Source organism: Massilia sp. 05N420 (assembly GCF_056397205.1).
Map to the genome: position 1 here is coordinate 33041 of NZ_JBFTMX010000027.1, position 23859 is coordinate 56899.

At 66.1% G+C, this 23859-nt stretch carries 22 protein-coding genes; 19 read left to right on the forward strand and 3 right to left on the reverse strand.

What is annotated here, in order from left to right; all coding sequences use genetic code 11:
• Nucleotides 1-405: 405 nt before the first annotated feature.
• Both AC1DIX_RS17865 and AC1DIX_RS17870 read left to right on the forward strand, forming a co-directional pair.
• Nucleotides 406-975, forward strand: coding sequence for a DUF1415 domain-containing protein (locus AC1DIX_RS17865; protein ID WP_477326174.1), 570 nt, complete (start codon nucleotides 406-408; stop codon nucleotides 973-975).
• A complete protein-coding gene (locus AC1DIX_RS17870; RefSeq protein WP_477326176.1) occupies nucleotides 956-1171 on the forward strand; it encodes a DUF1289 domain-containing protein in 216 nt (71 codons plus the stop codon). Before AC1DIX_RS17865 ends, AC1DIX_RS17870 begins: the two co-directional genes overlap by 20 nt.
• A gap of 33 nt (nucleotides 1172-1204) precedes the next feature.
• On the opposite strand, the gene AC1DIX_RS17875 is transcribed toward AC1DIX_RS17870, so the two are convergent.
• Nucleotides 1205-1714, reverse strand: a complete 510-nt coding sequence (locus AC1DIX_RS17875; RefSeq protein WP_442123174.1) for a DUF1993 domain-containing protein — start codon at nucleotides 1712-1714, stop codon at nucleotides 1205-1207.
• A gap of 220 nt (nucleotides 1715-1934) precedes the next feature.
• Between AC1DIX_RS17875 and AC1DIX_RS17880 the strand changes: the two genes are divergently transcribed.
• Both AC1DIX_RS17880 and AC1DIX_RS17885 read left to right on the forward strand, forming a co-directional pair.
• A complete protein-coding gene (locus tag AC1DIX_RS17880) occupies nucleotides 1935-5120 on the forward strand; it encodes a sensor domain-containing protein (protein WP_477326178.1) in 3186 nt (1061 codons plus the stop codon).
• Nucleotides 5083-7404 (forward strand): xanthine dehydrogenase family protein molybdopterin-binding subunit, encoded by a 2322-nt coding sequence (locus AC1DIX_RS17885; protein WP_477326180.1) that lies wholly within the window; start codon nucleotides 5083-5085, stop codon nucleotides 7402-7404. The genes AC1DIX_RS17880 and AC1DIX_RS17885 overlap by 38 nt, the downstream gene beginning before the upstream one ends.
• On the opposite strand, the gene AC1DIX_RS17890 is transcribed toward AC1DIX_RS17885, so the two are convergent.
• Complete coding sequence (locus AC1DIX_RS17890) at nucleotides 7405-7830, reverse strand: thioredoxin family protein (protein WP_477326182.1); 426 nt, start codon at nucleotides 7828-7830, stop codon at nucleotides 7405-7407.
• A 52-nt stretch (nucleotides 7831-7882) separates the two neighbouring features.
• Here AC1DIX_RS17890 and tsaB point away from each other — a divergent pair, with 52 nt between their 5' ends.
• Genes tsaB through AC1DIX_RS17910 form a run of 4 tightly spaced genes read left to right on the forward strand, consistent with a single transcriptional unit; the run spans nucleotide 7883 to nucleotide 11016 of the window.
• A complete protein-coding gene (gene tsaB, locus AC1DIX_RS17895) occupies nucleotides 7883-8605 on the forward strand; it encodes a tRNA (adenosine(37)-N6)-threonylcarbamoyltransferase complex dimerization subunit type 1 TsaB (protein ID WP_477326184.1) in 723 nt (240 codons plus the stop codon).
• Nucleotides 8605-9075 carry a ribosomal protein S18-alanine N-acetyltransferase gene (gene rimI, locus AC1DIX_RS17900; RefSeq protein ID WP_477326186.1) on the forward strand — a complete coding sequence of 157 codons (471 nt, stop codon included), beginning with the start codon at nucleotides 8605-8607 and terminating at the stop codon, nucleotides 9073-9075. The genes tsaB and rimI overlap by 1 nt, the downstream gene beginning before the upstream one ends.
• Nucleotides 9072-10052 (forward strand): uracil-DNA glycosylase, encoded by a 981-nt coding sequence (locus tag AC1DIX_RS17905; protein ID WP_477326188.1) that lies wholly within the window; start codon nucleotides 9072-9074, stop codon nucleotides 10050-10052. The genes rimI and AC1DIX_RS17905 overlap by 4 nt, the downstream gene beginning before the upstream one ends.
• A complete protein-coding gene (locus AC1DIX_RS17910; protein WP_477326190.1) occupies nucleotides 10036-11016 on the forward strand; it encodes a DUF1853 family protein in 981 nt (326 codons plus the stop codon). The genes AC1DIX_RS17905 and AC1DIX_RS17910 overlap by 17 nt, the downstream gene beginning before the upstream one ends.
• 267 nt (nucleotides 11017-11283) lie before the next feature.
• On the opposite strand, the gene lplT is transcribed toward AC1DIX_RS17910, so the two are convergent.
• On the reverse strand, nucleotides 11284-12546 hold the full coding sequence (gene lplT, locus AC1DIX_RS17915; RefSeq protein WP_477326224.1) for a lysophospholipid transporter LplT: 1263 nt from the start codon (nucleotides 12544-12546) through the stop codon (nucleotides 11284-11286).
• Between the two features lie 162 nt (nucleotides 12547-12708).
• Between lplT and alr the strand changes: the two genes are divergently transcribed.
• The 11 genes from alr to AC1DIX_RS17970 all read left to right on the forward strand — a co-directional run bounded on the left by alr (nucleotide 12709) and on the right by AC1DIX_RS17970 (nucleotide 23831).
• Nucleotides 12709-13812 carry an alanine racemase gene (gene alr, locus AC1DIX_RS17920; protein WP_442123165.1) on the forward strand — a complete coding sequence of 368 codons (1104 nt, stop codon included), beginning with the start codon at nucleotides 12709-12711 and terminating at the stop codon, nucleotides 13810-13812.
• Between the two features lie 27 nt (nucleotides 13813-13839).
• Nucleotides 13840-15219, forward strand: a complete 1380-nt coding sequence (gene radA / locus AC1DIX_RS17925; protein ID WP_442123164.1) for a DNA repair protein RadA — start codon at nucleotides 13840-13842, stop codon at nucleotides 15217-15219.
• Between the two features lie 49 nt (nucleotides 15220-15268).
• Nucleotides 15269-15586 (forward strand): PilZ domain-containing protein, encoded by a 318-nt coding sequence (locus AC1DIX_RS17930; protein WP_477326192.1) that lies wholly within the window; start codon nucleotides 15269-15271, stop codon nucleotides 15584-15586.
• 478 nt (nucleotides 15587-16064) lie between these two features.
• On the forward strand, nucleotides 16065-17108 hold the full coding sequence (gene pstS, locus AC1DIX_RS17935; RefSeq protein ID WP_442123162.1) for a phosphate ABC transporter substrate-binding protein PstS: 1044 nt from the start codon (nucleotides 16065-16067) through the stop codon (nucleotides 17106-17108).
• A gap of 68 nt (nucleotides 17109-17176) precedes the next feature.
• A complete protein-coding gene (pstC, locus tag AC1DIX_RS17940; protein WP_477326194.1) occupies nucleotides 17177-18184 on the forward strand; it encodes a phosphate ABC transporter permease subunit PstC in 1008 nt (335 codons plus the stop codon).
• Nucleotides 18185-19039, forward strand: coding sequence for a phosphate ABC transporter permease PstA (gene pstA, locus AC1DIX_RS17945; protein WP_477326196.1), 855 nt, complete (start codon nucleotides 18185-18187; stop codon nucleotides 19037-19039).
• 10 nt (nucleotides 19040-19049) lie between these two features.
• The gene (pstB, locus tag AC1DIX_RS17950; protein WP_442123235.1) at nucleotides 19050-19859 is read left to right on the forward strand and encodes a phosphate ABC transporter ATP-binding protein PstB; all 810 of its coding nucleotides are present in this window, start codon (nucleotides 19050-19052) and stop codon (nucleotides 19857-19859) included.
• Between the two features lie 175 nt (nucleotides 19860-20034).
• Nucleotides 20035-20736 carry a phosphate signaling complex protein PhoU gene (gene phoU, locus AC1DIX_RS17955; RefSeq protein WP_442123159.1) on the forward strand — a complete coding sequence of 234 codons (702 nt, stop codon included), beginning with the start codon at nucleotides 20035-20037 and terminating at the stop codon, nucleotides 20734-20736.
• A 4-nt stretch (nucleotides 20737-20740) separates the two neighbouring features.
• A complete protein-coding gene (locus AC1DIX_RS17960) occupies nucleotides 20741-21433 on the forward strand; it encodes a response regulator (RefSeq protein ID WP_442123158.1) in 693 nt (230 codons plus the stop codon).
• Between the two features lie 105 nt (nucleotides 21434-21538).
• Nucleotides 21539-22831 (forward strand): phosphate regulon sensor histidine kinase PhoR, encoded by a 1293-nt coding sequence (gene phoR / locus AC1DIX_RS17965; protein ID WP_477326226.1) that lies wholly within the window; start codon nucleotides 21539-21541, stop codon nucleotides 22829-22831.
• 82 nt (nucleotides 22832-22913) lie between these two features.
• Nucleotides 22914-23831 carry a patatin-like phospholipase family protein gene (locus AC1DIX_RS17970; protein ID WP_477326198.1) on the forward strand — a complete coding sequence of 306 codons (918 nt, stop codon included), beginning with the start codon at nucleotides 22914-22916 and terminating at the stop codon, nucleotides 23829-23831.
• The last annotated feature ends 28 nt before the right edge of the window (nucleotides 23832-23859 follow it).

The following is a 23859-nucleotide window of genomic DNA, read 5'->3' on the forward strand; positions in this document are numbered from 1 at the left end:
GACTGACGAGTAAACGGGGAGTGTACGGACCGGTCGGCGCGCCAGTCAAGAATTAAGTCCTCTCGGTTACAAAATTTTTTGACTATCAAACTTGATAACGCTTACTTGTATTTTGACAACTTACTCAGGGGTATGTGCTTGTTTGGAAGTGTTTTCGTAGGAAAATTTCCAAGGATAATCAAATACACCGGGGTGTATATTGGAAATATGGAAGCAAATAAATTTCCTGTCGAGAGTTTCTGTAGTCATAAAGGCAAGGAAAAAACCGGTGCCGGAGGCTAATACCAGAGCCGTTTGCGGTGCCTGCCAAGTTACCCCGGCTTGCCAGTCCATCTATGAGGGCACGCAAAGTGCGCGTACAATGCGGTCTCTGCGCGCCGCGCTTTTTGCAATTTGAGAAAGATCATGAGTACTGCCAACCTCAACGCGGACGATGACGAAATCATCGCCGCCACCCGCCGCTGGCTGGAACGCGCCGTCATCGGCCTGAACCTGTGTCCCTTCGCCAAGGCGGTGTACGTGAAGGAGCAGGTGCGCTACGTGGTGTCGCCGGCGCGCACGCCGGAAGAGCTGCTCGAAACCCTGATGAACGAGCTGCAGGAGCTGTCCGATACCGATCCGGAAAAGATCGACACGACCCTGCTGATCCATCCCTTCGTGCTGAACGACTTCCTGGACTTCAACGAATTCCTGGACGTGGCCGATGCCGCGGTCGAGGACATGCACCTGGACGGAGAGCTGCAGGTCGCGAGCTTCCACCCGGACTACCAGTTCGCGGACGCCGACCAGAACGACATCTCGAACTACACCAACCGCGCGCCTTATCCGATCCTGCAGCTGCTGCGCGAGGAAAGCATCGACCGCGCGGTGGACGCCTTCCCGGAGGCCGAAGCGATCTTCGAGAAGAATATCGAGACCATGGAAGCGCTCGGCCACGAAGGCTGGGACAAGCTCGATGTCGGCCCGGCCCGCTGACCGGATGGGCGCCGCACTGCCGGAACGTCCGGACACACCTTGCGTCGCGGTCTGCTCGACCACCTTCGACGAAATCTGCCGCGGCTGCGGCCGCACCGTGGTCGAGGTGGCGCACTGGGTGTCGATGACGTCCGAGGAGAAGGAAGTCGTGTGGCAGCGGATTCTGTCGCAGGGTTATCCGCGCCGCAACACCTAAGTTACTTCGTTCCCGCTTTCGCGGGAACGGCGTTCAGAAGCTCCCGATAAAATCGCGCTTTCCGATCTCCAGCCCGTTATGGCGCAGGATGTCGTACGCGGTCGTCGCGTGGAAGTAGAAGTTCGGCAGGGCGTAGTGCAGCAGGTAGGGCTGGCCGCTGCTGAACTGGCGCTGGTTGGCGCCCGTGCCCACCGTGATCTCGCGGCCGGCGCCGGCCTCGATCGCGTCGCGCGGCACGCTGTCGATGAAGGCCAGGGTCTTCCCGATGCGCTCGCGCAGGCCGGCGAAGTCGGTTTCGACGTCTTCGTAGCGCGGCACCTCGACGCCGCCCAGGCGCGCCACCGTGCCTTTGGCGAAATCGGCCGCCACCTGTACCTGGCGCAGCAGCGGGAACATGTCCGGGAACAGGCGCGCCTGCAACAGGGCCTGCGGCTCGATCTTCTTCAGGTCGGCATGGGACTCGGCCTTGTCCAGGATCGCCGACAGGCTGCCCAGCACCTGCCGGAACACCGGCACCGATGCGGAATACATCGACAAGCTCATCGTTCATCTCCTTCTATATAGTAGTGGTGACGCATCATAGCAATACCGAAACGTGGCTGCACGGTCACGCTTCGCGTCCATACGCCTTCCGGTCGTGACAATTTGCTGACTTGTGGCAACTTTGTGTGCATAATCTGCCAACACTAAACAAGCAATCCACACCTATCCGCTGGCGCTTCCGGGCGCTGGCGTCCTGTCTGCCATGTTTGCTTCCAGGTTCATGTCCAGAGTCGCCAAGCGCGTGCTGCCCCTGCGGCCGCTGCACCTGTATGGGCGTTCGCTGTACGGCGCGCTGCTGCTGATGGTGCTCGGCGGGCTGGTGGTGCCAGCCCTGGTGGGCAGCTATTTCCTGGTCGTGGTGCAGGAGCGCCAGGCCGCGCGCACCATGCTGGACGAGACCCTGCAGCGCAATGCCGACATCCTCGCACTCGGCATGCAGGAATCGCTGTGGAACATGAACGCCGACGCCGCCGGTTCGCTGGTCGAATCGGTGATGCGCGACCCGGCCGTGCTGCACGTGCAGGTGCGGGCCCAGACCGACGAGGATTTCATCGACCAGCGCGCCCCCGCCGCCGCCGAGGGCCAGGTGTTCCGCACCGAGCGGACCGTGATCGTGCACGGCCAGCCGATCGGCCACGTGCTGGTCGAGATGGACGACAGCCGCAGCCAGCACGACCTGCGCCTCAAGCAGTGGCGCTATGCCGGCGTACTGGCGGTGCAGTTGGCGGTCTCGCTGCTGCTGATCGTCATGCTGCTCAAGCGCCGCCTGCTGGCGCCGCTGCGCAGCCTGACCGGCTTTTCCGACCGCCTCGCGCGCGGCGACTTCGACACCCCGCTGGTGCCGGCCTCGCGCGACGAGCTGGGACGCCTGGGCGCGCAGATGGACACCATGCGGCTCGCGATCCGCGAACTGTTCGCCGACATCGGCCGCCGCGAGGAGCGTTTCCGCACCATCGTGACCCAGGTGCCGGGGGCCGTGTTCCGCGCCCGCCCGGGCGGCAGCATCGACTTCGTCAGCGACGCCATCAAGGACATCTCCGGCTATCCGGCGCGTCTGTTCATGAGCGCCAACACCGACCGCTGGTCCGACATCGTCGCGCCCGAAGACCGGCGCATGCGGCGGCGCCTGGCCAAGGAAGCGGTGCTGGCGGCGCTGCCCTACGAGATCGAATACCGGATCGTCGATGCCCACGGCGTCGAGCGCTGGGTGCTGGAGAGCGGCCAGCCGGTGGGCCAGAACGGCGACGCCGCCTTCTGGATCGACGGCATCATCTCCGACATCAGCGAGCGCAAGCACAACGAGATGCGCATCGAAGCCCTGCTGGCGGAGCAGGAGGCGGTGCTCGACAATGTCATGTTCGGCATCGTCCAGGAGCGCGACCTGCGCATCGTCTCGACCAACCGCCGCTTCGACGAGCTGTTCGGCTACGAGGAGGGAGAGCTGGTCGGCGAATCGATCGCGGTGCTGTTCGAGGACATCGAGGCCTACGAGCGCGGCATCGCCGCCAGCGAGGCCGTCCTCGCCGGCGGCAAGGAGTTCAGCACCGAGCACCTTTACCGCCGCCGCGACGGCAGCCTGTTCATGTGCCAGGTGAGCGGCCGCGCGGTCGATCCGGAGCGCCCGCATGGCGACAGCATCTGGGTCTACGCGGACGTCACCGGGCGCCGCCAAGCCGAGGAAAAACTGCGCCTGGCCGCCACCGTGCTCGAGCACATCGCCGACGGCGTGATGGTGATCGACGTGCATGGCCGGATCGTCGCCGTCAACCCGGCCTACACCCAGATCACCGGCTATACCGAGAGCGAGGCGCTGGGCAGGGAATCGGGCCTGACCCGCGCCAGCATGGCCAGCAGCGCCGGCCATGCGCCGGAATTCTACGACGCCCTGTGGCGCGCCCTCGCCGAGACCGGCTTCTGGCGCGGCGAGATCTGGAGCACCCGCAAGAGCGGCGAGGTCTATCTCGAGTGGCTGACGGTGTCGGCGGTGCGTAACGACTGCGATACGGTGACCCATTACGTCTGCGTGTTCAGCGACATCACCAAGCTGAAGGAATCGCAGGAAAAGCTCGACCACCTGGCCCACCACGATCCGCTCACGGGCCTGCCGAACCGCCTGCTGTTCCACGACCGCCTGCAGCATGCGATGACGCGCGCGGCGCGCGGGGACGAGCAGCTGGCCGTGATCTTCATCGACCTGGACCGCTTCAAGAACGTCAACGACACCCTCGGCCACCACATCGGCGACGAGCTGCTCAAGCAGGTCGCGGCCACCCTGTCCGGCTGCCTGCGCGACGGCGACACCCTGGCGCGCCTGGGCGGCGACGAGTTCATCGTGCTGCTCGAGGATGTCGACGGCGAGCGCGGCGCGCGCATGGTGGCGGAAAAGCTGATGCGCCTGTTCGAGCAGCCGGCGCTGGTGTCGGATTACGAGCTGTTCGTCACCGGCAGCGTCGGCATCAGCCTCTTTCCCCAGGATGCCTCCGACCTGAACGTCCTGATCCGCAATGCCGACGTCGCCATGTACCAGGCCAAGGCGCGCGGCCGCAACGGCTATGCCTTCTACGCGCCGTCGATGGACGGCGAGGGCGTCGAGCGCCTGCGCCTGGAAGCCCTGCTGCGCCGCGCGATCGAGAAGGACGAGATCTGGCTGGCCTACCAGCCCCAGGTCGAGATCGACAGCGGGTGCCTGATCGGGGTCGAGGCGCTGGTGCGCTGGAACAGCCCGGAGCTGGGCCAGCTGGGGCCGGACCGCTTCATTCCGCTGGCCGAGGACATCGGCTTCATCAACCAGCTCGGCGGCTGGGTGCTGGAACAGGCCTGCCGCCAGATGAGGTGCTGGGACGAGGCCGGCCTGGTGGTGCCGAAGATCGCGGTCAACCTGTCGGCGCGCCAGTTCGACCGCGGCGGCCTGGCCGCCGGTGTCGAGCGGGTGCTGCGCGAGACCGGCCTGCCAGCGCACCGCCTGCAGCTGGAGGTGACCGAGTCGGTGATCATGAACACCGGCGACGCGATGCAGTATATTAATGAGCTGCACGCGATCGGCGTCGAACTGGCGATCGACGATTTCGGCACCGGCTACTCCTCGCTGGCCTACCTGAAGCAGCTGCCGGTGCAGACCCTGAAGATCGATCGCAGCTTCATCCGGGACATCTCGACCGACGCGACCAATAAGGAAAACGAGGAGGCGATCGCGATCGCCATCATCCAGCTCGGCAAGAGCATGAACCTGGCGGTGATCGCCGAGGGCGTCGAGACCGGCGAGCAGGCCGCCTTCCTGCTGCGGCACGGCTGCCGGCGCGCGCAAGGATACCTGTATGCCCGGCCCATGCCGCCGGAGCAGCTGCTGGCACAATGGGGACAGAACACGAATGCGAGACTCGAATACGCAGGAGCAGGACCGGACTGAGGCAGGCAAGCCTGCGCGCGGCAGGCGCCGTTTCCTGCTGGGTGGACTGGCCGCCGGCGGCGCGCTGCTGGTCGGCTGGGGCTGCGCGCCGCCGCGCCAGCGCCTGCGCAGCGCCAGCCCGCTGGCCGTGGAGGCCGGCGCCGTCGCCCTCAACGGCTGGGTCGCGATCGCGGCCGACGGCACCGTCTCGGTGGTCGTCCCGCGCAGCGAGATGGGGCAGGGCGTGAACACCGCGCTGCCGATGCTGCTGGCCGAGGAACTCGATGCGCCGCTGGTCAATGTGCGGATTTCGCAGGCGCCGATCGACAAGATCTTCGGCAACCTCACCGTCCTGCGCGAGAACCTGCCTTTCCACCCCGACGACCGCGGCAGCGTCAGGCAGGGCGTGCAGTGGGTGATGGGGAAGGTCGGGCGCGAGCTGGGCCTGATGTTCACCGGCGGTTCGACCAGCGTGAAGGATGCCTGGGGGCCGATGCGCGAGGCCGGCGCCGTGGCGCGCGCGATGCTGGTGCGGGCGGCGGCCGAGCAATGGAAGCTCGATGCGGCGCGCCTGTCCACCCGCGACGGCTACGTCCTGCACCCGGACGGGCGGCGTCTCGGCTACGGCGAACTGGCGGCACGTGCCGCGGTGGTCGGTGCCGACATCGAAGCGGGCGACGTGCGCCTGAAGACCCCGGCCGAGTTCCGCCTGATCGGCCAGCCCGTGCCGCGCCGCGACAGCCCGGCCAAGGTGAACGGCAGCGCGCTGTTCGGCATCGACGCCCGCGTGCCCGGCATGCTGTATGCGGCAGTGAAGATGGCGCCGGTGGTCGGCGCCGGCGTCGCTTCCTTCGATGCCGCCAGGGCGATGGCGATGCCGGGCGTCGTGAAAGTGGTCGAGGTCTCGTCCGCGCTGCCGGAGTTCTCCGGCGCCGGCGCCGGCGTGGCGGTGGTGGCGAAGACCTGGTGGCAGGCCAGGCAGGCCGCGGCAAGCCTGCCGGTGGAATGGAGCGCCAGCCCGCACACGGGCCTGTCCAGCGAGGCGATCTTCGCGGACTTCGCGAAGCTGCTCGACAGCGAAACCGGCTTCACCTATTTCGAGAGCGGCAGCCAGGACGTGCAGGGTTCGGCGCAGACGATCCAGGCCGAATACCGCGCGCCCTTCCTGGCCCACGCCACCATGGAGCCGATCAACTGCACGGCCCAGCTCAAGGACGGCAAGCTCAAACTGTGGAGCTCGACCCAGGTGCCGAGCGTGGCGGTCGAGGTCGCGGCCAGGGTGGCCGGCGTCGACCGCGCCGACGTCTCGCTCGACCTGATGCTGCTGGGCGGCGGTTTCGGCCGGCGCCTGGAAACCGATATGGTGGCGCAGGCGGTGGCGATCGCAAAAGCGCTCAGCGGCCAACTGAGCGGCCAGCCGGTGCAGCTGATCTGGACCCGCGAGGACGACATCACCCATGACGTCTACCGCCCGCAGGCGCTGGCGCGCTTCACGGCCAGGCTGGACGCGGAGGGCAGGGTGCTGGCCTGGGATAACAAATCCGTCAGCGGCGCGATCGGCCACCAGTACTTCCCGCGCAACCTCGGTTTGCCGGGCATCGGCCCGGACAAGACCACGGCCGAGGGCGAGTACGACATGCAGTACGCGATCCCGAACCGCCGCATCGCCCACGTGATCGCCGACAGCGCGGTGCCGATCGGTTACTGGCGCTCGGTCGGCCACTCGCACAACGCCTTCTTCAAGGAGGGCTTCCTCGACGAAGTCGCGCACGCGGCCGGCAAGGACCCGGTGCAGCTGCGGCGCGAACTGCTGCGCGGGCATCCGCGCCACCTGGCGGTGCTGGAGGCGGCGCTGGCGAAGGCCGGCACCGCGCCGGACGGGCGCGCGCACGGCGTGGCGGTGCACCAGTCCTTCGGCAGCATCGTGGCGCAGGTGGCCGAGGTCTCGGTCAACGGGAAGCAGATCCGCGTGCACCGCGTGGTGTGCGCGGTCGATTGCGGCATCGTCGTGAATCCGAACATTGTGGCCCAGCAGGTCGAGTCGGCGGTGGTGTTCGGCCTGTCGGCGGCGCTCGGCGGCGAGATCACGCTGAAGGACGGCCGCGTCCAGCAGGGCAACTTCGGCGATTATCCGGTGCTGAGGATGAGCGAGGCGCCGCTGGTCGAGACCGTGATCGTGCCGAGCATGGAAGCGCCCGAGGGGATGGGCGAGCCGGCCACGCCGCCGGTGGCGCCGGCGGTGGCGAGCGCGCTGTTCAAATTGACCGGGCAGCGTTTGCGGAGTTTGCCCTTGCGTCTGGCGTGATTATTCGGCGTTGTTCAATAACACGCGCAAATTGGCATCCCGCTGCCACACGCGCCGCTCCTCGCTCGACGTCGCCAGGCGCGCCAGTTCCTCGTCCGCCAGCGCCGCCTGGGACTGCACCAGGCGGTCGGCCAGGTTCGCATCCGGCAGCATGGTACCGAAGAAGGCGACCATGTCGCGGCGTTGCAGCAGCAGGGTAGGGAAGTTCTCGACGTCGAGGTCGCCGACCACGTCGGCCTGGTCTTCGATGTCGATCCAGACGAAGGTCTTGTCCGGGTGGCGCGCGGCCAGGCCGTCGAAGGCGGCGCGGTAGGACGAGCAGGTGCCGCACCAGGCGGCGCACAAGCAGGCGACGACCCAGCCTTCGCCGTCCAGGGCGGCGGCGAGCTGGTCGCGATTGTCGGGCTCGAGAGTCAGGCTTTGCATGGGCCGGATTTTACGGCTTTTGGCCGACAGGCGCCACGGGTTAAAATACGGCATGCCTATCATCCTTGCCATCGAAACCTCGTCCGAACTGGCTTCCTGCGCGCTGTTCAATAGCGACGCGCTGCCGCACACCGTCCTCGCCCGCGAATCCTCCGGGGTCCGCACCCACTCGCAATCCGTGCTGCCGATGGTGCAGGACCTGCTGCGCGAAGCCGGCGTCGCGCTGGCTGACTGCGACGCCGTCGCTTTCGGCGCCGGTCCCGGTTCCTTCACCGGCGTGCGCACCGCCTGCGGCGTGGCCCAGGGCCTGGCCTTCGGCGCCGGCCTGCCGGTGCTGCCGCTGGTGACCCTGGAGGCGATGGCCGAAGCCTGCCGCGCCCGCACCGGGGCGACCGAGGTACTGGCGGTGCTGGATGCGCGCATGGGCGAAGTCTACTGGGCCCAGTATCGTTATCGGGATGGCGGCTGGAGCGAAGTGTCGGCGCCCGCCCTGTGCGCGCCCCAGGACGTCGCGCCGCTGCCGGCCGCCGGCCTGGCCGCCTGCGGCAACGGCTTCGCGGCCTATCCGGACGCTTTCGCCGGCAAGGACTTCGCCGCGAACGCCATCGGCGACATGCTGCCGCACGCGCGCGAGATGGCCGTGCTGGGCGTGGGCGCGCTGGCCGCCGGCCTGGCGGTGCCGGCCGACCAGGCCCAGCCCCTCTACCTGCGCAACAAGGTCGCCTATACCAGCGCCGAGCGCCAGGCGATCAACGCGGCCAAGGCGGGCGGCTGATGGACGTTCGCGCGCAGCAGTCCCTGGCATTGCGGCCGATGACGGCGGCGGACATCGACGAGGTCCATGCCCTCGAACAGAGCGTGTTCCCGCATCCCTGGAGCCGCGGCAATTTCGTCGATTCGCTGGCCAGCGGCTACGATGCCTGGGTGCTGCGCGAACCGGACGAAGGTCCGCTGGCCGGCTACTTCCTGCTGATGTATGCGGTGGACGAAGCCCACCTGCTGGACGTCGCCGTGTGCGGCGCGCGCCATGGCACCGGCCTGGGACGTCACCTGCTGGACCGGATCGCGGCGCGTTCGCGGGCGATGGGCATGGCCTCGATCCTGCTCGAGGTGAGGCCGTCGAACGAACGCGCGCTGAAGGTCTACGAGCGCTACGGCTACACGCAGATCGGGCGCCGCAAGGGGTATTATCCCGCCCATGAGGGACGCCGCGAGGATGCGATCGTGATGAGGTATGTACTATGAACGGATTGGCCGACCGCGACGCCGTCTTCCTGGCGGAGATGGGGATCACGCCGCTGTGGCATTTGCGGGATGCGCCGGTGGCGCCGGCCGTCGAGGCTGCGGCGCCGCTGGAGGAGGCGRCTGCCCTGGAGCGGGCCGTGGAGGCGGTGGTGGCGGAAGCCGCGCCGCTTGCACCGGCTGCGCCGCCGGATGCGGCCGAGGATGCGTTCGCCGCGCCCGCACCTGTAGCGGTGCCTGCACCTTCACGCGCGCCTGCGCCGCGTCCGGCGGAGCAGGGGCCGCGTCCGCTGCAGCCGGTCGCCCAGTCGGTATCGGCCCTGGCACCGGTGGCGCCCGAAGACCTCGCCTGGGACGATGCCGCGCTGCCGCTCGATGCCACGCCGGAAGAAATCGCGCAGATGGACTGGGACCGGCTGCAGCTGGCGATCGCCGCCTGCCGCCGCTGCAGCGCCTGCCGCGACGGCCGTGCGCCGGTGCCGGGCACGGGGTCGAAGAAGGCGCGCTGGCTGGTGGCGGCCGGGGCGACCACGGCGGCCGACGAAAAGGCTCGCATCCCGCTGGCCGGCGATCCGGGCAAGCTGCTTGACAATATGCTGGCCGCGGTCGAGCTGTCGCGCGAGCGCGATGTCTACATCACCAACCTGATCAAGTGCCGCCCGACCACGTCCGCCGGCGGCGATCGCGCGCCGACGTCCGAGGAGGCGGCGGCCTGCCGTCCCTACCTGGAGCGCGAGCTGGCCTTGACCGGTGCCGGCACCGTGCTGACCCTGGGCCAGATCGCCGCCAATACCCTGCTGGGGCGTCCGCTGGCGGAGCCGCTGGCCGGCGTGCGCGGCAAGCCGTATCCGCTGCGGGACGGCGAGGCGACCCTGGTCGCGACCCTGCATCCGGGCGAGCTGCTGCGGCGCGGCGGCGACAAGGCGCTGGCCTGGGCCGACCTGTGCGCGGCAAGGGCAAGCCGTGCGCGGCGCGGCTGACAACTACCAGGCGCATTTCGAGCGCCGCTGGAGCCACCTGCGGCGCGCCAGGGTAAGGGCCCTGGCCTGGCTGCTGGACGCGCCCGACCTGCTCGACATCCACGACCCGCACTGGGAAGGCCGGATCGCCACCCTCGGGCCGATGACGCTGGAAACCGAGCGCTGGCTGGTCGCCCTGGACCAGGATCCGTCCGCGCTCGACGAAGCGCTCGGCGCCAAGATGACCACGCGCCTCGGCCTGTACGCCGAAAAGCTGATGGCCTTCTATTTCGCGCAGCAGGGCAGGCTGGTGGCCCATGGCTTGCAAGTGCGCGCCGGGCGCGACGCCACCATCGGCGAATTCGACTTCCTGCTCGATGCCGGCCCGGATGGCCTCGAGCACATCGAGTTCGCCACCAAGTTCTACCTGCTGCAGGGCGAGGCGCACGAAGGCCTCGCGGCCAGCTTCGACAACTTCGTCGGCCCCAACCTGGCCGACAGCCTGGGCCGCAAGATGCGCAAGGTGTTCGATCGCCAGCTGCAGCTCGGAAGCCATCCGGCCGCCCGGGAAGTGCTGCCGCGCCCGGTGACCAGTGCCAAGGCCCTGGTGAAAGGCTGGCTGTTCTATCCGGCCGGGACTTATTTCGCCATGAACGGCATCAGCGCCGGCCACTGCCGCGGCTTCTGGTGCGCGCTGTCCGAGCTGGAGCAGATGGACGCCGACCGCTTCCTGATCCTGCCGCGCCTGCAATGGCTGCCGCCTTTCCGCGCCTCGTCCGCGACCTGGATGCTGGACCGCGCCCAGCTGGTGGCCGAACTCGCCGACCATTTCGCCAGCTCGGGCACGCCGGTGCTGGTGGCGCTGGTCCGCGATGGTCGGGCCAACGGCGGCATCAACGGCCAGGGCGCCATCATCGAAACCGAGCGCGGCTTCATCGTCCCCGACGACTGGCGCGAACGCGCCATCACCCGCCCCCACCCCTAAAATTCGGGGTCAGAGCACATTTCCCCTTCAATTCGGGGTCAGAGCGATTTTTGGGAACATGGCCGTGCGGAAGGCGCACTCAAGAGATTCGGCAAATGGATGAAATATTCTTTCATTTTTAGAAAAATATTGAAAGAATATTTCATGAGCCTCGGGGCCTCACTCTTCGGAGCAATTGCCCAAAAAAGTGCTCTGACCCCGAATTAAAGCGGCAAAAAAGTGCTCTGACCCCGAATTAAAGCGGAAAAGTGCTCTGACCCCGAATTTTTAGTGCTTGTGCTCGCCGATCAGCGCCAGCGAGTCGTGCTCGCGCTGGTTGGCGGCGTGGCGGCGGCCGATCATGTGCATCAGGCCGGCGAGCATGCAGCCGAACAGGACGATGATGATGTTGAGGTCCAGGTTCAGCGTGAGCATGATGGCGTATACCGCCAGCATGGTCAGGATCGACAGGTTCTCGTTGAAGTTCTGTACCGCGATCGAGTGGCCGGCGCTCATCAGCACGTGGCCGCGGTGCTGCAGCAGGGCGTTCATCGGCACCACGAAGAAGCCGGACAGCAGGCCGATGATCATCAGCAGGGGCACGGCGACCGTCACCGAATGCACCAGGGTCATGCTGGTCACGACCAGGCCCATGACGACGCCCAGCGGAATCACGGTCAGCGATTTCTTCAACGGGATGATCTTGGCCGCGGCGGCGGCGCCTGCGGCGACGCCCAGTGCGAAGGTGCCGATCAGGAAACTCGACTTATCCAGCGGCATTTTCAGCGAACGCTCGGCCCACTTGATGACGATCAGTTGCAGCGTCGCGCCGGCACCCCAGAACAGCGTGGTGACGGCCAGCGAGATCTGGCCTAGCTTGTCCTTCCACAGCGTGGCCGAGCAGTTGGCGAAGTCTGCAATCAGCCTGGTCGGGTTGCGCTCCTGGTGATCATAGCGGGCGCCCGTGTCTGGAACGCCAAGGTTGAAAATGGCCGCCAGGATGTACACGCCGATCAGCACGGCCAGCGAGGCCTGGCTCGGTGTCGCGATGATGTCCTGGATGACGGGCAGGTGCAGACCCACAAGCCAGGCGCCGCCCATCGGGCTGACGAGGGCGCCGCCAAACGCGGTGCCCAGGATAATCGACAGCACCGTCAAGCCTTCGATCCAGCCGTTGGCGACGACGAGCTTTTCCGGCGGCAGCAGTTCGGTCAGGATGCCGTATTTGGCAGGCGAGTACACGGCCGCGCCGAAGCCGACCACGGCATAAGCGAGCAGCGGATGAATGCCGGTGAACACGAGCCCGCAGCCGAAAATCTTGATGAGATTGGCAATGAACATCACCCGGCCCTTGAGCATCGAATCGGCAAATGCGCCGACGAAAGGAGCCAGGAGGACGTAGAACAGGACGAATGAGAGTTTTAACAGAGGAATCAGCGACGGTGGCGCATGCATCGCTGCAAGCAGATCGATGGCGACGAACAACAGCGCACTATCTGCGAGCGACGAAAAAAACTGCGCCGCCATGATGGTATAAAAACCACGGATCATTCGAAACGTTCTAAAAGCTAGTGTGGGTTGCTTTATACCATGAAAGCCCGCCGCGCCAAAGAAATCGACAACACGCCATTTCAACAGCAGCGGCCCCGGTTGGCGCCGAGTTGGCGCTAAAATAGCACTTACTTTCGCCAGTTTCGACCCCATCTTCGCCCTATGCCACGCCCGATCCACGCCCTCATCCATCTCGATTCCATGCAGCACAACCTGGCCCGCGCCCGCGCCTGCGCGCCGACCGCCAGGGTGTGGGCGGTGGTCAAGGCGAATGCCTACGGTCACGGCCTGGAGCGCGGCATGCGCGGTTTCGCCCAGGCCGACGGCCTGGCCCTGATCGAGACCGAGAACGCCCTGCGCCTGCGCGAAATGGGCTGGGTCAAGCCGATCCTGCTGCTGGAGGGTATTTTCGACGCCTCCGACGTGCCGCTGCTGGCCGAGCACAATATCAATAGCGCGGTGCACTGCCTGGAGCAGATCCAGATGCTGGAATATACCCAGCTCTACCGCCCGATCGACGTCCATCTGAAGATGAACACGGGGATGAACCGGCTCGGCTTCCGTCCCGGCGAGTACGCGGCCGCCTACAAGCGCCTGCGCGCCATTCCCGGCATCCGCAACATCACCCTGATGACCCATTTCGCCAACGCCGACGAGCTGGAGCACCCGCGCCTGTCGATTACCGAGCAGGTGCGCCGTTTCCGCGAAGGGGCGGCCGGCCTGGAAGGGCAGCGCAGCCTGTCGAATTCCGGCGGCGTGCTGCACCAGGCGGAACTCGCCAAGGAATTGCACAACGATTGGGTCCGTCCCGGCGTGATGCTGTACGGCGGCACCCCGGGCGGCGCTTCGGCGCGCGATTACGGCCTGCTGCCGACCATGACCCTGAAATCGGAGCTGATCGGGATCCAGCGGATCGAGGCCGGCGACACGGTCGGCTACGGCAGCCGCTTCGTGGCGGAAGCGCCGATGACGATCGGGGTGGTCGCCTGCGGCTACGCGGACGGCTATCCGCGCCACGCCGAGCACGGCACGCCGGTGCTGGTGGACGGTGTCCGGACCCGTCTCGTGGGCCGGGTGTCGATGGACATGATGACGGTCGACCTGACCCCGGTCGCCAACGCGCGGGTCGGCAGCAAGGTCGTCCTGTGGGGCGACGGCTTGCCCGTGGACGAAGTCGCGGCCAGCGCCGGGACGATCGGCTATGAATTGATGTGCGCCCTGGCGCCGCGCGTGCGCGTTGCCGAAGGCCGCCTCGGAACCGACTGAGAGCGCTCTAATATAAGAGAACAAGCAATGGCAAAATCCCGTACCAGTTTCGTCTGCAGCGATTGCGGCTCCGTGGCGAGCCGCTGGACCGGCCAGTGCACGGACTGCAAGGCCTGGAATACCATGACCGAGCAGGTCGAGACCGCCGGCCTGAACCGCATGTCGCAGACGCCCCAGATGCACAAGAGCCTGGCGCAGACCGCGCCGGTGCTGTCGCTGAAGGACATTGAGGCGCTCGACGTGCCGCGCTTCGGCACCGGCATCGAGGAATTCGACCGCGTGCTGGGCGGCGGCCTGGTGGCCGGCGGCGTGGTGCTGATCGGCGGCGACCCCGGCATCGGCAAGTCGACCCTGCTGCTGCAGGCGCTGTCCAACCTGGCCGCGAGCCGCAACACCCTGTATGTATCGGGCGAGGAATCGGGCGCCCAGATCGCCCTGCGCGCCAAGCGCCTGCAGGTCGAGGCCAAGGACCTGAAGCTGCAGGCCGAGATCCAGCTCGAGAAGATCCTCGGCACCCTGGCCGACCTCAAGCCGGAGGTGGCCGTGATCGACTCGATCCAGACCCTGTACTCGGACGCGCTGACCTCGGCGCCGGGCTCGGTCTCCCAGGTGCGCGAATGCGCGGCCCAGCTGACCCGGGTGGCCAAGCAGACCGGCATCACCATCATCCTGGTCGGCCACGTCACGAAAGAGGGCGCGCTGGCCGGCCCGCGCGTGCTCGAGCACATCGTCGACACCGTGCTGTACTTCGAGGGCGACACGCAAAGCAGCTTCCGCCTGGTGCGGGCGATCAAGAACCGCTTCGGCGCCGTCAACGAGCTGGGCGTGTTCGCGATGACGGAAAAGGGCCTGAAGGGTGTGTCGAATCCCTCGGCGCTGTTCCTGTCCCAGCACGACAGCCAGGTGCCGGGATCCTGCGTGATGGTGACCCAGGAGGGCACGCGGCCGCTGCTGGTCGAGATCCAGGCGCTGGTGGACGCCAGCCACCTGCCGAATGCGCGCCGGCTGTCGGTCGGCCTCGAACAGAACCGCCTGGCGATGCTGCTGGCGGTGCTGCACCGCCACGCCGGCATCGCCGCCTTCGACCAGGACGTGTTCATCAACGCGGTCGGCGGCGTGAAGATCGCGGAACCGGCGGCCGACCTCGCGGTGCTGCTTGCCATTAATTCATCGATGCGTAACAAACCGCTGCCGCGCGGGCTGGTGGTGTTCGGCGAAGTCGGCCTGGCCGGCGAGATCCGTCCGGCCCCGCGCGGCCAGGAACGCCTGCGCGAAGCCGCCAAGCTGGGCTTCTCGATTGCCGTGATCCCGAAATCGAATGTGCCGAAGCAGAAGATCGAAGGCATGACCATCGTCGCGGTCGAACGCATCGACGAAGCCTTCAGCAAGCTGCGGGAGCTCGACTGAACCTTTATAATCCCTGGCTCGTTTGATGAGTGGTCAAGGTAAAAAGGTAATGAAAGATCAAAGGCAGTCGGGACGCAAGATCGTGAAGGTGAAGGCGGTTGTCGCGATGGAGGGCATGGGGCCGATCCCGGGACGGACCTCGGACGTCGGCTCCAACGGCGTCAGCATCGCGGTGGACCATCCGCTGCAGGTGGGGCAGGCGGGGCAGCTCAGCTTCGACCTGCTGGTCGACGGCAAGCTGGCGCCGATCGCGGCGCGCGCCAAAGTCATCTATTGCATCTTCAGCGGCGGCGATTTCAAGGTCGGGTTCCAGTTCCTGAACCTGGATTTGAACGCCATGACCCAGCTTTCGCGCTTCCTGCGCTGAGTTTTCCTCGATAAAAAATGAAAGCGGCGAGCGCCCATTGGGCCTCGCCGCTTCGGTTTTCAGGCTATCAAGCCTTCGCTGCTATTCGTGATAGCGGTCCGTCAACTTCTCCGAGCCTCCATGGCCCTCGCTGATGGCTTCGAAGATCACCAGTCCGGCGATCCCTGCCAATACTGCTCCGACTGCAATCAAGGCCAACATCGACATAAACGCCGTTTGGCGAGTCCTCCCCGATGATTCCGCACGCTCGGCTGGCGTGGCGTGCGCACGCTGATCAAACCCTCCATACAGTCCCTACACCTTCACGGTAGCAGAGAATAAGGCATTTACAAGGATCGATTTCCGCTGTTCCGCATAGTGCCGTCCGCCCTATATGACATCCATGACGGCCATGTCATAAAGCCGTCATATTCGCCTACTACACTGCGCAGCATTAGCACGGCGTCACCACCCTTAACCAAGTAACCAAGGACCTGATATGCGCATGAAGCAACTGCTGGCAACCCTGATCATCGGCACCTCGGCCGCCTTCGCGAGCACCGCGACCCTGGCAGCGGACATCACCGGTGCGGGCGCTACCTTCCCGTACCCGATCTACGCCAAGTGGGCGGAGATGTACAAGAAGGCCTCCGGCAACGGCCTCAACTACCAGTCGGTCGGCTCGGGCGCCGGCATCAAGCAGATCAAGGCCAAGACCGTCGATTTCGGCGCCTCCGACATGCCGCTGGCAGCCGACGAGCTGAACCAGGCCGGCCTGTTCCAGTTCCCGGCCATCATGGGCGGCGTGGTGACCGTGGTGAACCTGGATGGCATCGCTCCCGGCCAGCTGAAGCTGACCGGTCCGGTCGTCGCCGACATCTTCCTCGGCAAGATCACCAAGTGGAACGACCAGGCCATCGCCGCCCTGAACCCGGGCGTCAAGCTGCCGGCCGAAGACATCACCGTCGTGCACCGCGCCGACAGCTCGGGCACCTCCTTCCTGTTCACCGACTACCTGTCGAAGACCAACCCGGAATTCAAGGCCAAGATCGGCGCCGGCACCGCGGTGAAGTGGGCCACCGGCGTGGGCGGCAAGGGCAATGACGGCGTCGCCGCCAACGTCCAGCGCATCAAGGGCTCGATCGGCTACGTCGAGTGGGCTTACTCGAAGAAGAACAAGATGAGCCACACCCAGCTGAAGAACCGCGACGGCGTCTTCCTGCAGCCGGACGACGACGCCTTCAAGGCCGCCGCCGCCAACGCCGAATGGGCCAAGACCCCGGGCTTCTCGGTGGTCCTGACCGACCAGCCGGGCAAGGCCGCCTGGCCGATCACCGGCGTGTCCTACATCCTGGTGCACAAGACCCAGGAAGACGCCGCCAAGGGCAAGGAAGTGCTGAAGTTCTTCGACTACGCCTTCAAGCACGGCGGCGCCGCAGCGGCCGACCTGGACTACGTGCCGATGCCGGACAGCGTGAACAAGCTGGTGCAGGACGCCTGGAAGGCCAATCTGAAGGATGCTTCGGGTAAGGCGATCTGGTAAGGATTGACCACGTGGTTCCCGCGTAGGCGGGAACCACGTGCAAACGGTTCAAAAAATTGAATAAACACATGAGCGCACAAACCGCGATCGCAGCAGATCAGGCAGCCCTGGACGACGCCAGCGCTGCCCGCCTGCGCAACACCATGCGCAAGCAGCGCATCCAGGACTTCTTCTTCCATAAAGTCACCCTGCTGTTCGCGGCTTCCGTGCTGCTGGTGCTGGTCGGGATCATCGTCTCGCTGGCGATCGGCGCGGCGCCGGCCTTCCGTGAATTCGGCGCGCGTTTCATCGTCACCAACGAATGGGACCCGGTCAACGACCAGTTCGGCGCCCTGATCGCCATCACCGGCACCCTGGCCACCTCGGTCATCGCGCTGCTGGTGGCCGTGCCGATCAGCTTCGGCATCGCCCTGTTCCTGACCGAGATCTGCCCGGCCTGGCTGCGGCGCCCGATGGGCACCGCGGTCGAGCTGCTGGCCGGCGTCCCTTCCATCATCTATGGCATGTGGGGCCTGTTCGTGTTCGCGCCTTTCTTCGGCGACCACATCCAGCCGCTGCTGAAAAAGACCCTCGGCCTGCTGCCCTTCGTCGGCAAGATGTTCCAGGGCCCGACCATGGGCCTGGGCATCCTCACCGCCGGCATCATCCTGGCCGTCATGATCATCCCCTTCATCGCTTCCGTGATGCGCGACGTGTTCGAGATCGTCCCCGCGGTGCTGAAGGAATCGGCGTACGGCCTCGGCTGCACCAAGTGGGAAGTGGTGCGCAAGATCGTGCTGCCCTATACCCGTAACGGCGTGGTCGGCGGCGTCATGCTGGGTCTCGGCCGCGCGCTCGGCGAGACCATGGCCGTCACCTTCGTGATCGGCAACGCCAACGAGATCTCCTGGTCGCTGTTTGCCGCCGGCAACTCGATTTCGTCGACCCTGGCCAACGAATTCGCCGAGGCCAGCTCGCCGCTGCACGTGTCTTCGCTGTTCGCGCTGGGCCTGATCCTGTTCGCGATCACCTTCATCGTGCTGTCGGCCGCCAAACTGATGTTGCTGGGTATGTCCCGCAAAGAAGGAGCAAAATAAATGGAAGGCGTCATGAATCCGGTCTACCGCCGCCGCCTGCTGGGCCACCGCATCGGCATCGCACTGTCGGTGCTGGCGATGGCCGTCGGCCTGGGCTTCCTGGCCTGGATCCTGTTCACCCTGCTGGTGCACGGTTTCGGTGCGCTTTCGCATACCCTGTTCTCGCTGGACACGCCGGCGCCGGGCAGCGAGGGCGGCATCCGCAACGCCATCGTCGGCAGTCTGCTGATGGTCGGCCTGTCCGCCCTGGTCAGCACCCCGGTCGGCATCCTGGCCGGCATCTACCTGGCGGAGTTCGGCCAGAACAACAAGTTCGCCGCCGTCACCCGCTTCGTCACCGACATCATGCTGTCGGCGCCCTCGATCGTGGTCGGCCTGTTCGTCTACGCGCTGCTGGTGCCGCGCATGGGCCACTTCTCGGGCTATGCCGGCACCCTGGCGCTGTCGCTGATCGCGATTCCGGTGGTGGTGCGCACCACCGACAACATGCTGCACCTGGTGCCGAACAGCCTGCTCGAAGCGGCCTTCGCCCTCGGCGCGCCGCGCTGGAAGGTGGCGACCACGGTGCGCCTGCGCGCGGTGAAGGCGGGCGTCGTGACCGGCGTGCTGCTGGCCGTGGCCCGCATCTCCGGCGAAACCGCGCCGCTGCTGTTCACCGCCCTGAACAACCAGTTCTTCACGGCCGACATGAACCAGCCGATGGCCAACCTGCCGGTGGTCATCTACCGCTTCGCCATGAGCCCCTACGAAGACTGGCAGTCGATCGCCTGGGGCGCGGCCCTGCTGGTGACCTTCAGCGTGCTGCTCCTGAATATCCTGTCGCGGACCCTGTTCCGCCAAAAGAACCCGCAATAACATGATCATGATGACCCAAGCCGCCATCTCCACCGCGAACGCCAAAGCGACCGTGAACAAGCCGAAAGCCAAGACCATCGAAGTCCAGGGCCTGGACTTCTACTACGGGAAGACCAAGAGCCTGAAGAACGTCAGCCTCGACATCCACGACAAACAGGTCACGGCCTTCATCGGTCCCTCGGGCTGCGGCAAGTCGACCCTGCTGCGGACCCTGAACCGCATGTACGATTTGTATCCAGGGCAGCGCGCAGAGGGATCGATCCTCTACCGCGGACGCAATATTTTGGAGCCGGGCGTGGACGTCAACATGCTGCGCGCGAAAGTCGGCATGGTGTTCCAGAAGCCGACCCCGTTCCCGATGTCGGTCTACGACAACATCGCCTTCGGGGTTCGCTTATATGAAAACCTGTCGAAGGGCGAGATGGACGAGCGCGTGGAATGGGCGCTGAAGAAGGCGGCGCTGTGGGCCGAGGTCAAGGACAAGCTGAACAAGAGCGGCCTGTCGCTGTCGGGCGGCCAGCAGCAGCGCCTGTGCATCGCGCGCGGCGTGGCTGTCAAGCCGGACGTGCTGCTGCTGGATGAACCGACCTCGGCGCTGGACCCGATCTCGACCGCGAAGATCGAGGAACTGATCAGCGAGCTGAAGGGAGACTACACGATCGCCATCGTGACCCACAACATGCAGCAGGCGGCGCGCTGCTCGGACTACACCGCCTATATGTACCTGGGCGAGCTGGTCGAGTTCGGCGAGACGGACCAGCTGTTCATGAATCCGTCCAAAAAAGAGACGCAAGACTACATCACCGGCCGCTTTGGATAAGGGACTCTACAACCTACTGCGCGGCGGCAGGGGCGGCCTGCGATGCTCGCCGTACCGGATGTACGGCTGCGCTTCTCGGCCACCCCTGCGGCCGCTCGCTACGGTTGTAGAGCCCCTCGTTAGGCTAGCAGCGTGCTGACAAGTTAATATAACGATATTCGACAGGAACAATGACATGGTAGGCGAACATTCATCAAAGCAGTACGACCAGGAACTGGAAGCCATCCGTTCCAAGGTGCTGCTCATGGGCGGCATGGTGGAAACCCAGTTCGACGAGGCGATCGAGGCCTTCCGCGTCGGTAACGCCGACCAGGCCGACAAGGTGATCGGCGACGACCAGGCCGTGAACCAGCTCGAAGTGCAGCTGGACGACGCCTGYAGCCACCTGATCGTTCGCCGCCAGCCGGCCGCGAACGACCTGCGCACCGTGATGGCGACGATCAAGGTGATCACCGACCTCGAGCGCATCGGCGACGAGGCCAGCAAGATCGCGCGCACCGCCAAGAGCCTGCACGAGCGCGGCATGATCGGTTTCAACCACTACGACATCGTGCGCACCATCTCGCGCAACACCGCCGACATGCTGCACGACGCCCTGGACGCCTTCGCCCGCCTCGACGGCAAGCAGGCATTGCAGATCATCGCCCAGGACGACGAGATCGACTATGAATTCCGCACCATCCTGCGCAACATGATCACCTTCATGATGGAAGACCCGCGCACCATCTCCTCGGCCCTCGACACCCTGTGGGTGGCGAAAGCGATCGAGCGCATCGGCGACCACGCCAAGAACATCGCGGAATACGTGATCTACGTGGTCGAGGGACGCGATATCCGCCACTCGAAACCGGCCCTGGTCAGCCAGGCGGAAAGCTGAGCGGATGGCGGCCAACACGAGTGTCCTGATCGTCGAGGATGAACCGGCGATCGTCGAGCTGGTGAGCTACTCGCTGCGCGAGACCGGCTGGGAGATCCGCACGGCGTCCAACGTGGCGGCGGCCTGGGATTCGATCGTGCATGGACGTCCCGACCTCTTGCTGCTGGACTGGATGCTGCCCGACCAGAGCGGGCTGCGGCTGCTGTCGCGCCTGCGCGGCGACCGCGATTTCCAGGACATCCCGGTGATCATGCTGACCGCGAAGAGCATGGAAGAGGACAAGATCGCCGGCCTGAACACGGGCGCCGACGACTACGTCACCAAACCCTTCTCGCCGCGCGAGCTGCTGGCGCGGGTCAAGGCCCTGTTGCGGCGCAAGAGCCCGCACCTGGCCGAGGCGCCGCTGTCGGCCGGCCGGGTGACCCTGGATCCGGGCAGCTGCACCGTCACCCTGGACGGGCGCCAGCTCGAGATGGGCAATGCGGAGTACCGCCTGCTGAAGTTCCTGATGGCCCACCGCGAGCGCGTGTTCTCGCGCAGCCAACTGCTGGACAAGGTCTGGGGCGATGCCTCGGCGGTCGAGGAACGCACCGTCGACGTCCACGTGCTGCGCCTGCGCAAGGCCCTGAAGGAAGCCGAAAAGCTGATCAAGACCGTCCGCAGCGTCGGCTACATGCTGACCGAGAAAGAACTGTAAGTCGTGCAAGCCGCTCCAGAATCCTCTCCCGAATCCGCTCAGGAGCCCGCGCCGGACGCCAGCGTCGCCGCGCCCACGCCGTCGTCCGCGCCGGCAGCCGCCGGCATGCATCCGCGCCTGCTGTTCTGGGTGCCCGCGCTGCTGCGCCTGGGCCTCGTGTTCCTGGCCGCCGGCGTCGCCTGGTGGCTGTTCGGCATGGTGGCCGGGCTGTCGCTGGCGCTGCTCATCACCATGACCCTGCTGGTGGTGCAACTGGCCTACCTGCACCAGCTGGGCGAATGGCTGGACCATCCGCACAGCAGCCGCCTGCCCGACGGCTGGGGTTCCTGGACCGATGTCTTCGCCCGCTTGTATAGACTGCGCCGCGACGACGAGCGTAACCAGAACGAGCTGGCCGAATGGCTGGCGCGCTTCCGCCAGGCCATGCACCTGCTGCCGGAAGGGGTGGCGATCATGGACGACGTGCTGTTCCTGGAATGGTGCAACCCGGCCGCCGAGCGCCACCTGGGCCTGACCCTGGAGAAGGACAAGGGCCGCCGCGTCACCAACCTGATCCGCCATCCGGAATTCATCGACTACATCATCCTCGGCCGCTACGAGCAGCCGCTGACCTTGTCCTTCCGCGGCCGCAAGCTGGTAGTGCAGATCATCCCCTTCGAGAACCGGCGGCAGATCCTGGTGACCCACGACGCCACCGAGACCGAAAGGATCGAGGCGATGCGCCGCGACTTCATCGCCAACGCCTCGCACGAGCTGCGCACGCCGCTGACGGTGGTGGTCGGCTTCCTCGAGATCGCCATGGCCGACCCGGGGATGGACGAGCGCACCCGCGTGGCCCACCTGAAGCTGATGACCGAACAGGCCCAGCGCATGCAGCGCCTGATCGAGGACATGCTGACCCTGTCGCGCCTGGAATCGAGCGACTATCCGCTCAAGCGCGAGCGGGTCGACGTCAAGACCCTGGTCGAGCAGGTGGCGCTGGATGCGCGCGCGCTGTCGAACGGCCGCCACACGATCGACTTCACCGTCGACGGTCCGGACGTGATGGGCAGCCTGGACGAACTGCGCAGCGCCTTCGGCAACCTGGCGACCAATGCGGTGCGCTACACGCCGGAAGGCGGCAGCATCAAGCTGGCCTGGGAGCGCGGTGCGAACGACCTGCGCTTCTCGGTGACGGACACCGGCATCGGCATCGACGAACAGCACATCTCGCGCCTGACCGAGCGCTTCTACCGCGTCGACAAGAGCCGCTCGCGCGAGACCCAGGGCACGGGGCTGGGGCTGGCGATCGTCAAGCACGTGCTGCTGCGGCATGGCGGGAAGCTGACCATTTCCTCGCAGGCGGGGCAGGGGAGTGTGTTTACGGCGGTGTTGCCGAATACTTCCTTGCCGGGGTGAGTGGGGCGGCTTAAGCTTCATCTACGTCAGCAGCAAGCAGACTCGGGTTACAATCCCAGCTTTACCCCCAAGCTCCGGATCCATGCTGTCTCGACGCTCCCTCCTGTCCGCCACGGCCGCGGCCCTGCTGCTCGCCGGCTGCGGCAGCGCACCCATCCAGCCTTCCGCACCCATCGCCGCCGCCCCGGCACCGCAGCCGCGCCATGTGAAGATCGGCCTCGCCCTCGGCGGCGGCGCCGCGCGCGGCTTTGCCCACATCGGCGTGATCAAGGCCCTCGAAGCCCAGGGCATCGTGCCCGACATCGTGGTCGGCACCAGCGCCGGCTCGGTGGTCGGCTCGATGTACGCCTACGGCTACAACGGCTTCACCCTGCAGAAGATGGCGATGGAGATGGACGAGGCTTCGATCTCGGACTGGGCCCTGCCTTTCTTCAGCAAGTCGTCCGGCGTGCTGAAAGGGGAGGCGCTGCAGGCCTACGTCAACAAGGCGGTCCACAACCTGCCGATCGAAAAGCTGAAGATCCCCTTCGGCGCGGTAGCGACCGACCTGAAGACCGGCCAGCCCATCCTGTTCCGGCGCGGGAACACCGGCATGGCGGTGCGCGCCTCCTCGGCCGTGCCGAGCGTGTTCCAGCCCGTCAGCATCGCCGGCAAGACCTATGTCGACGGCGGCCTGGTGGCGCCGGTGCCGGTGCGCTTCGCCAAGGAGATGGGCGCCGAGTTCATCATCGCCGTCAACATCTCGAGCGCGACCGAGGCCCAGGCCACGGCCAGCTCGCTTGACGTCCTGATGCAGACCTTTACCATCATGGGCCAGCGCCTCAACCAGCACGAGCTGAAGGAAGCCGACGTCGTCATCACGCCGGCGCTGGGCGCGATGGGCAGCGCCGACTTCAACGGCCGGAACCTGGCGGTGCTGGCCGGCGAACAGGCCGCAGCAAGCGTCATGCCGCAGCTGAAGGCCAGGCTCAAGGCCATGCAGCTGACCCCGGCCCCCTGAAGAATTCATCACCACGACAACAAGGAAG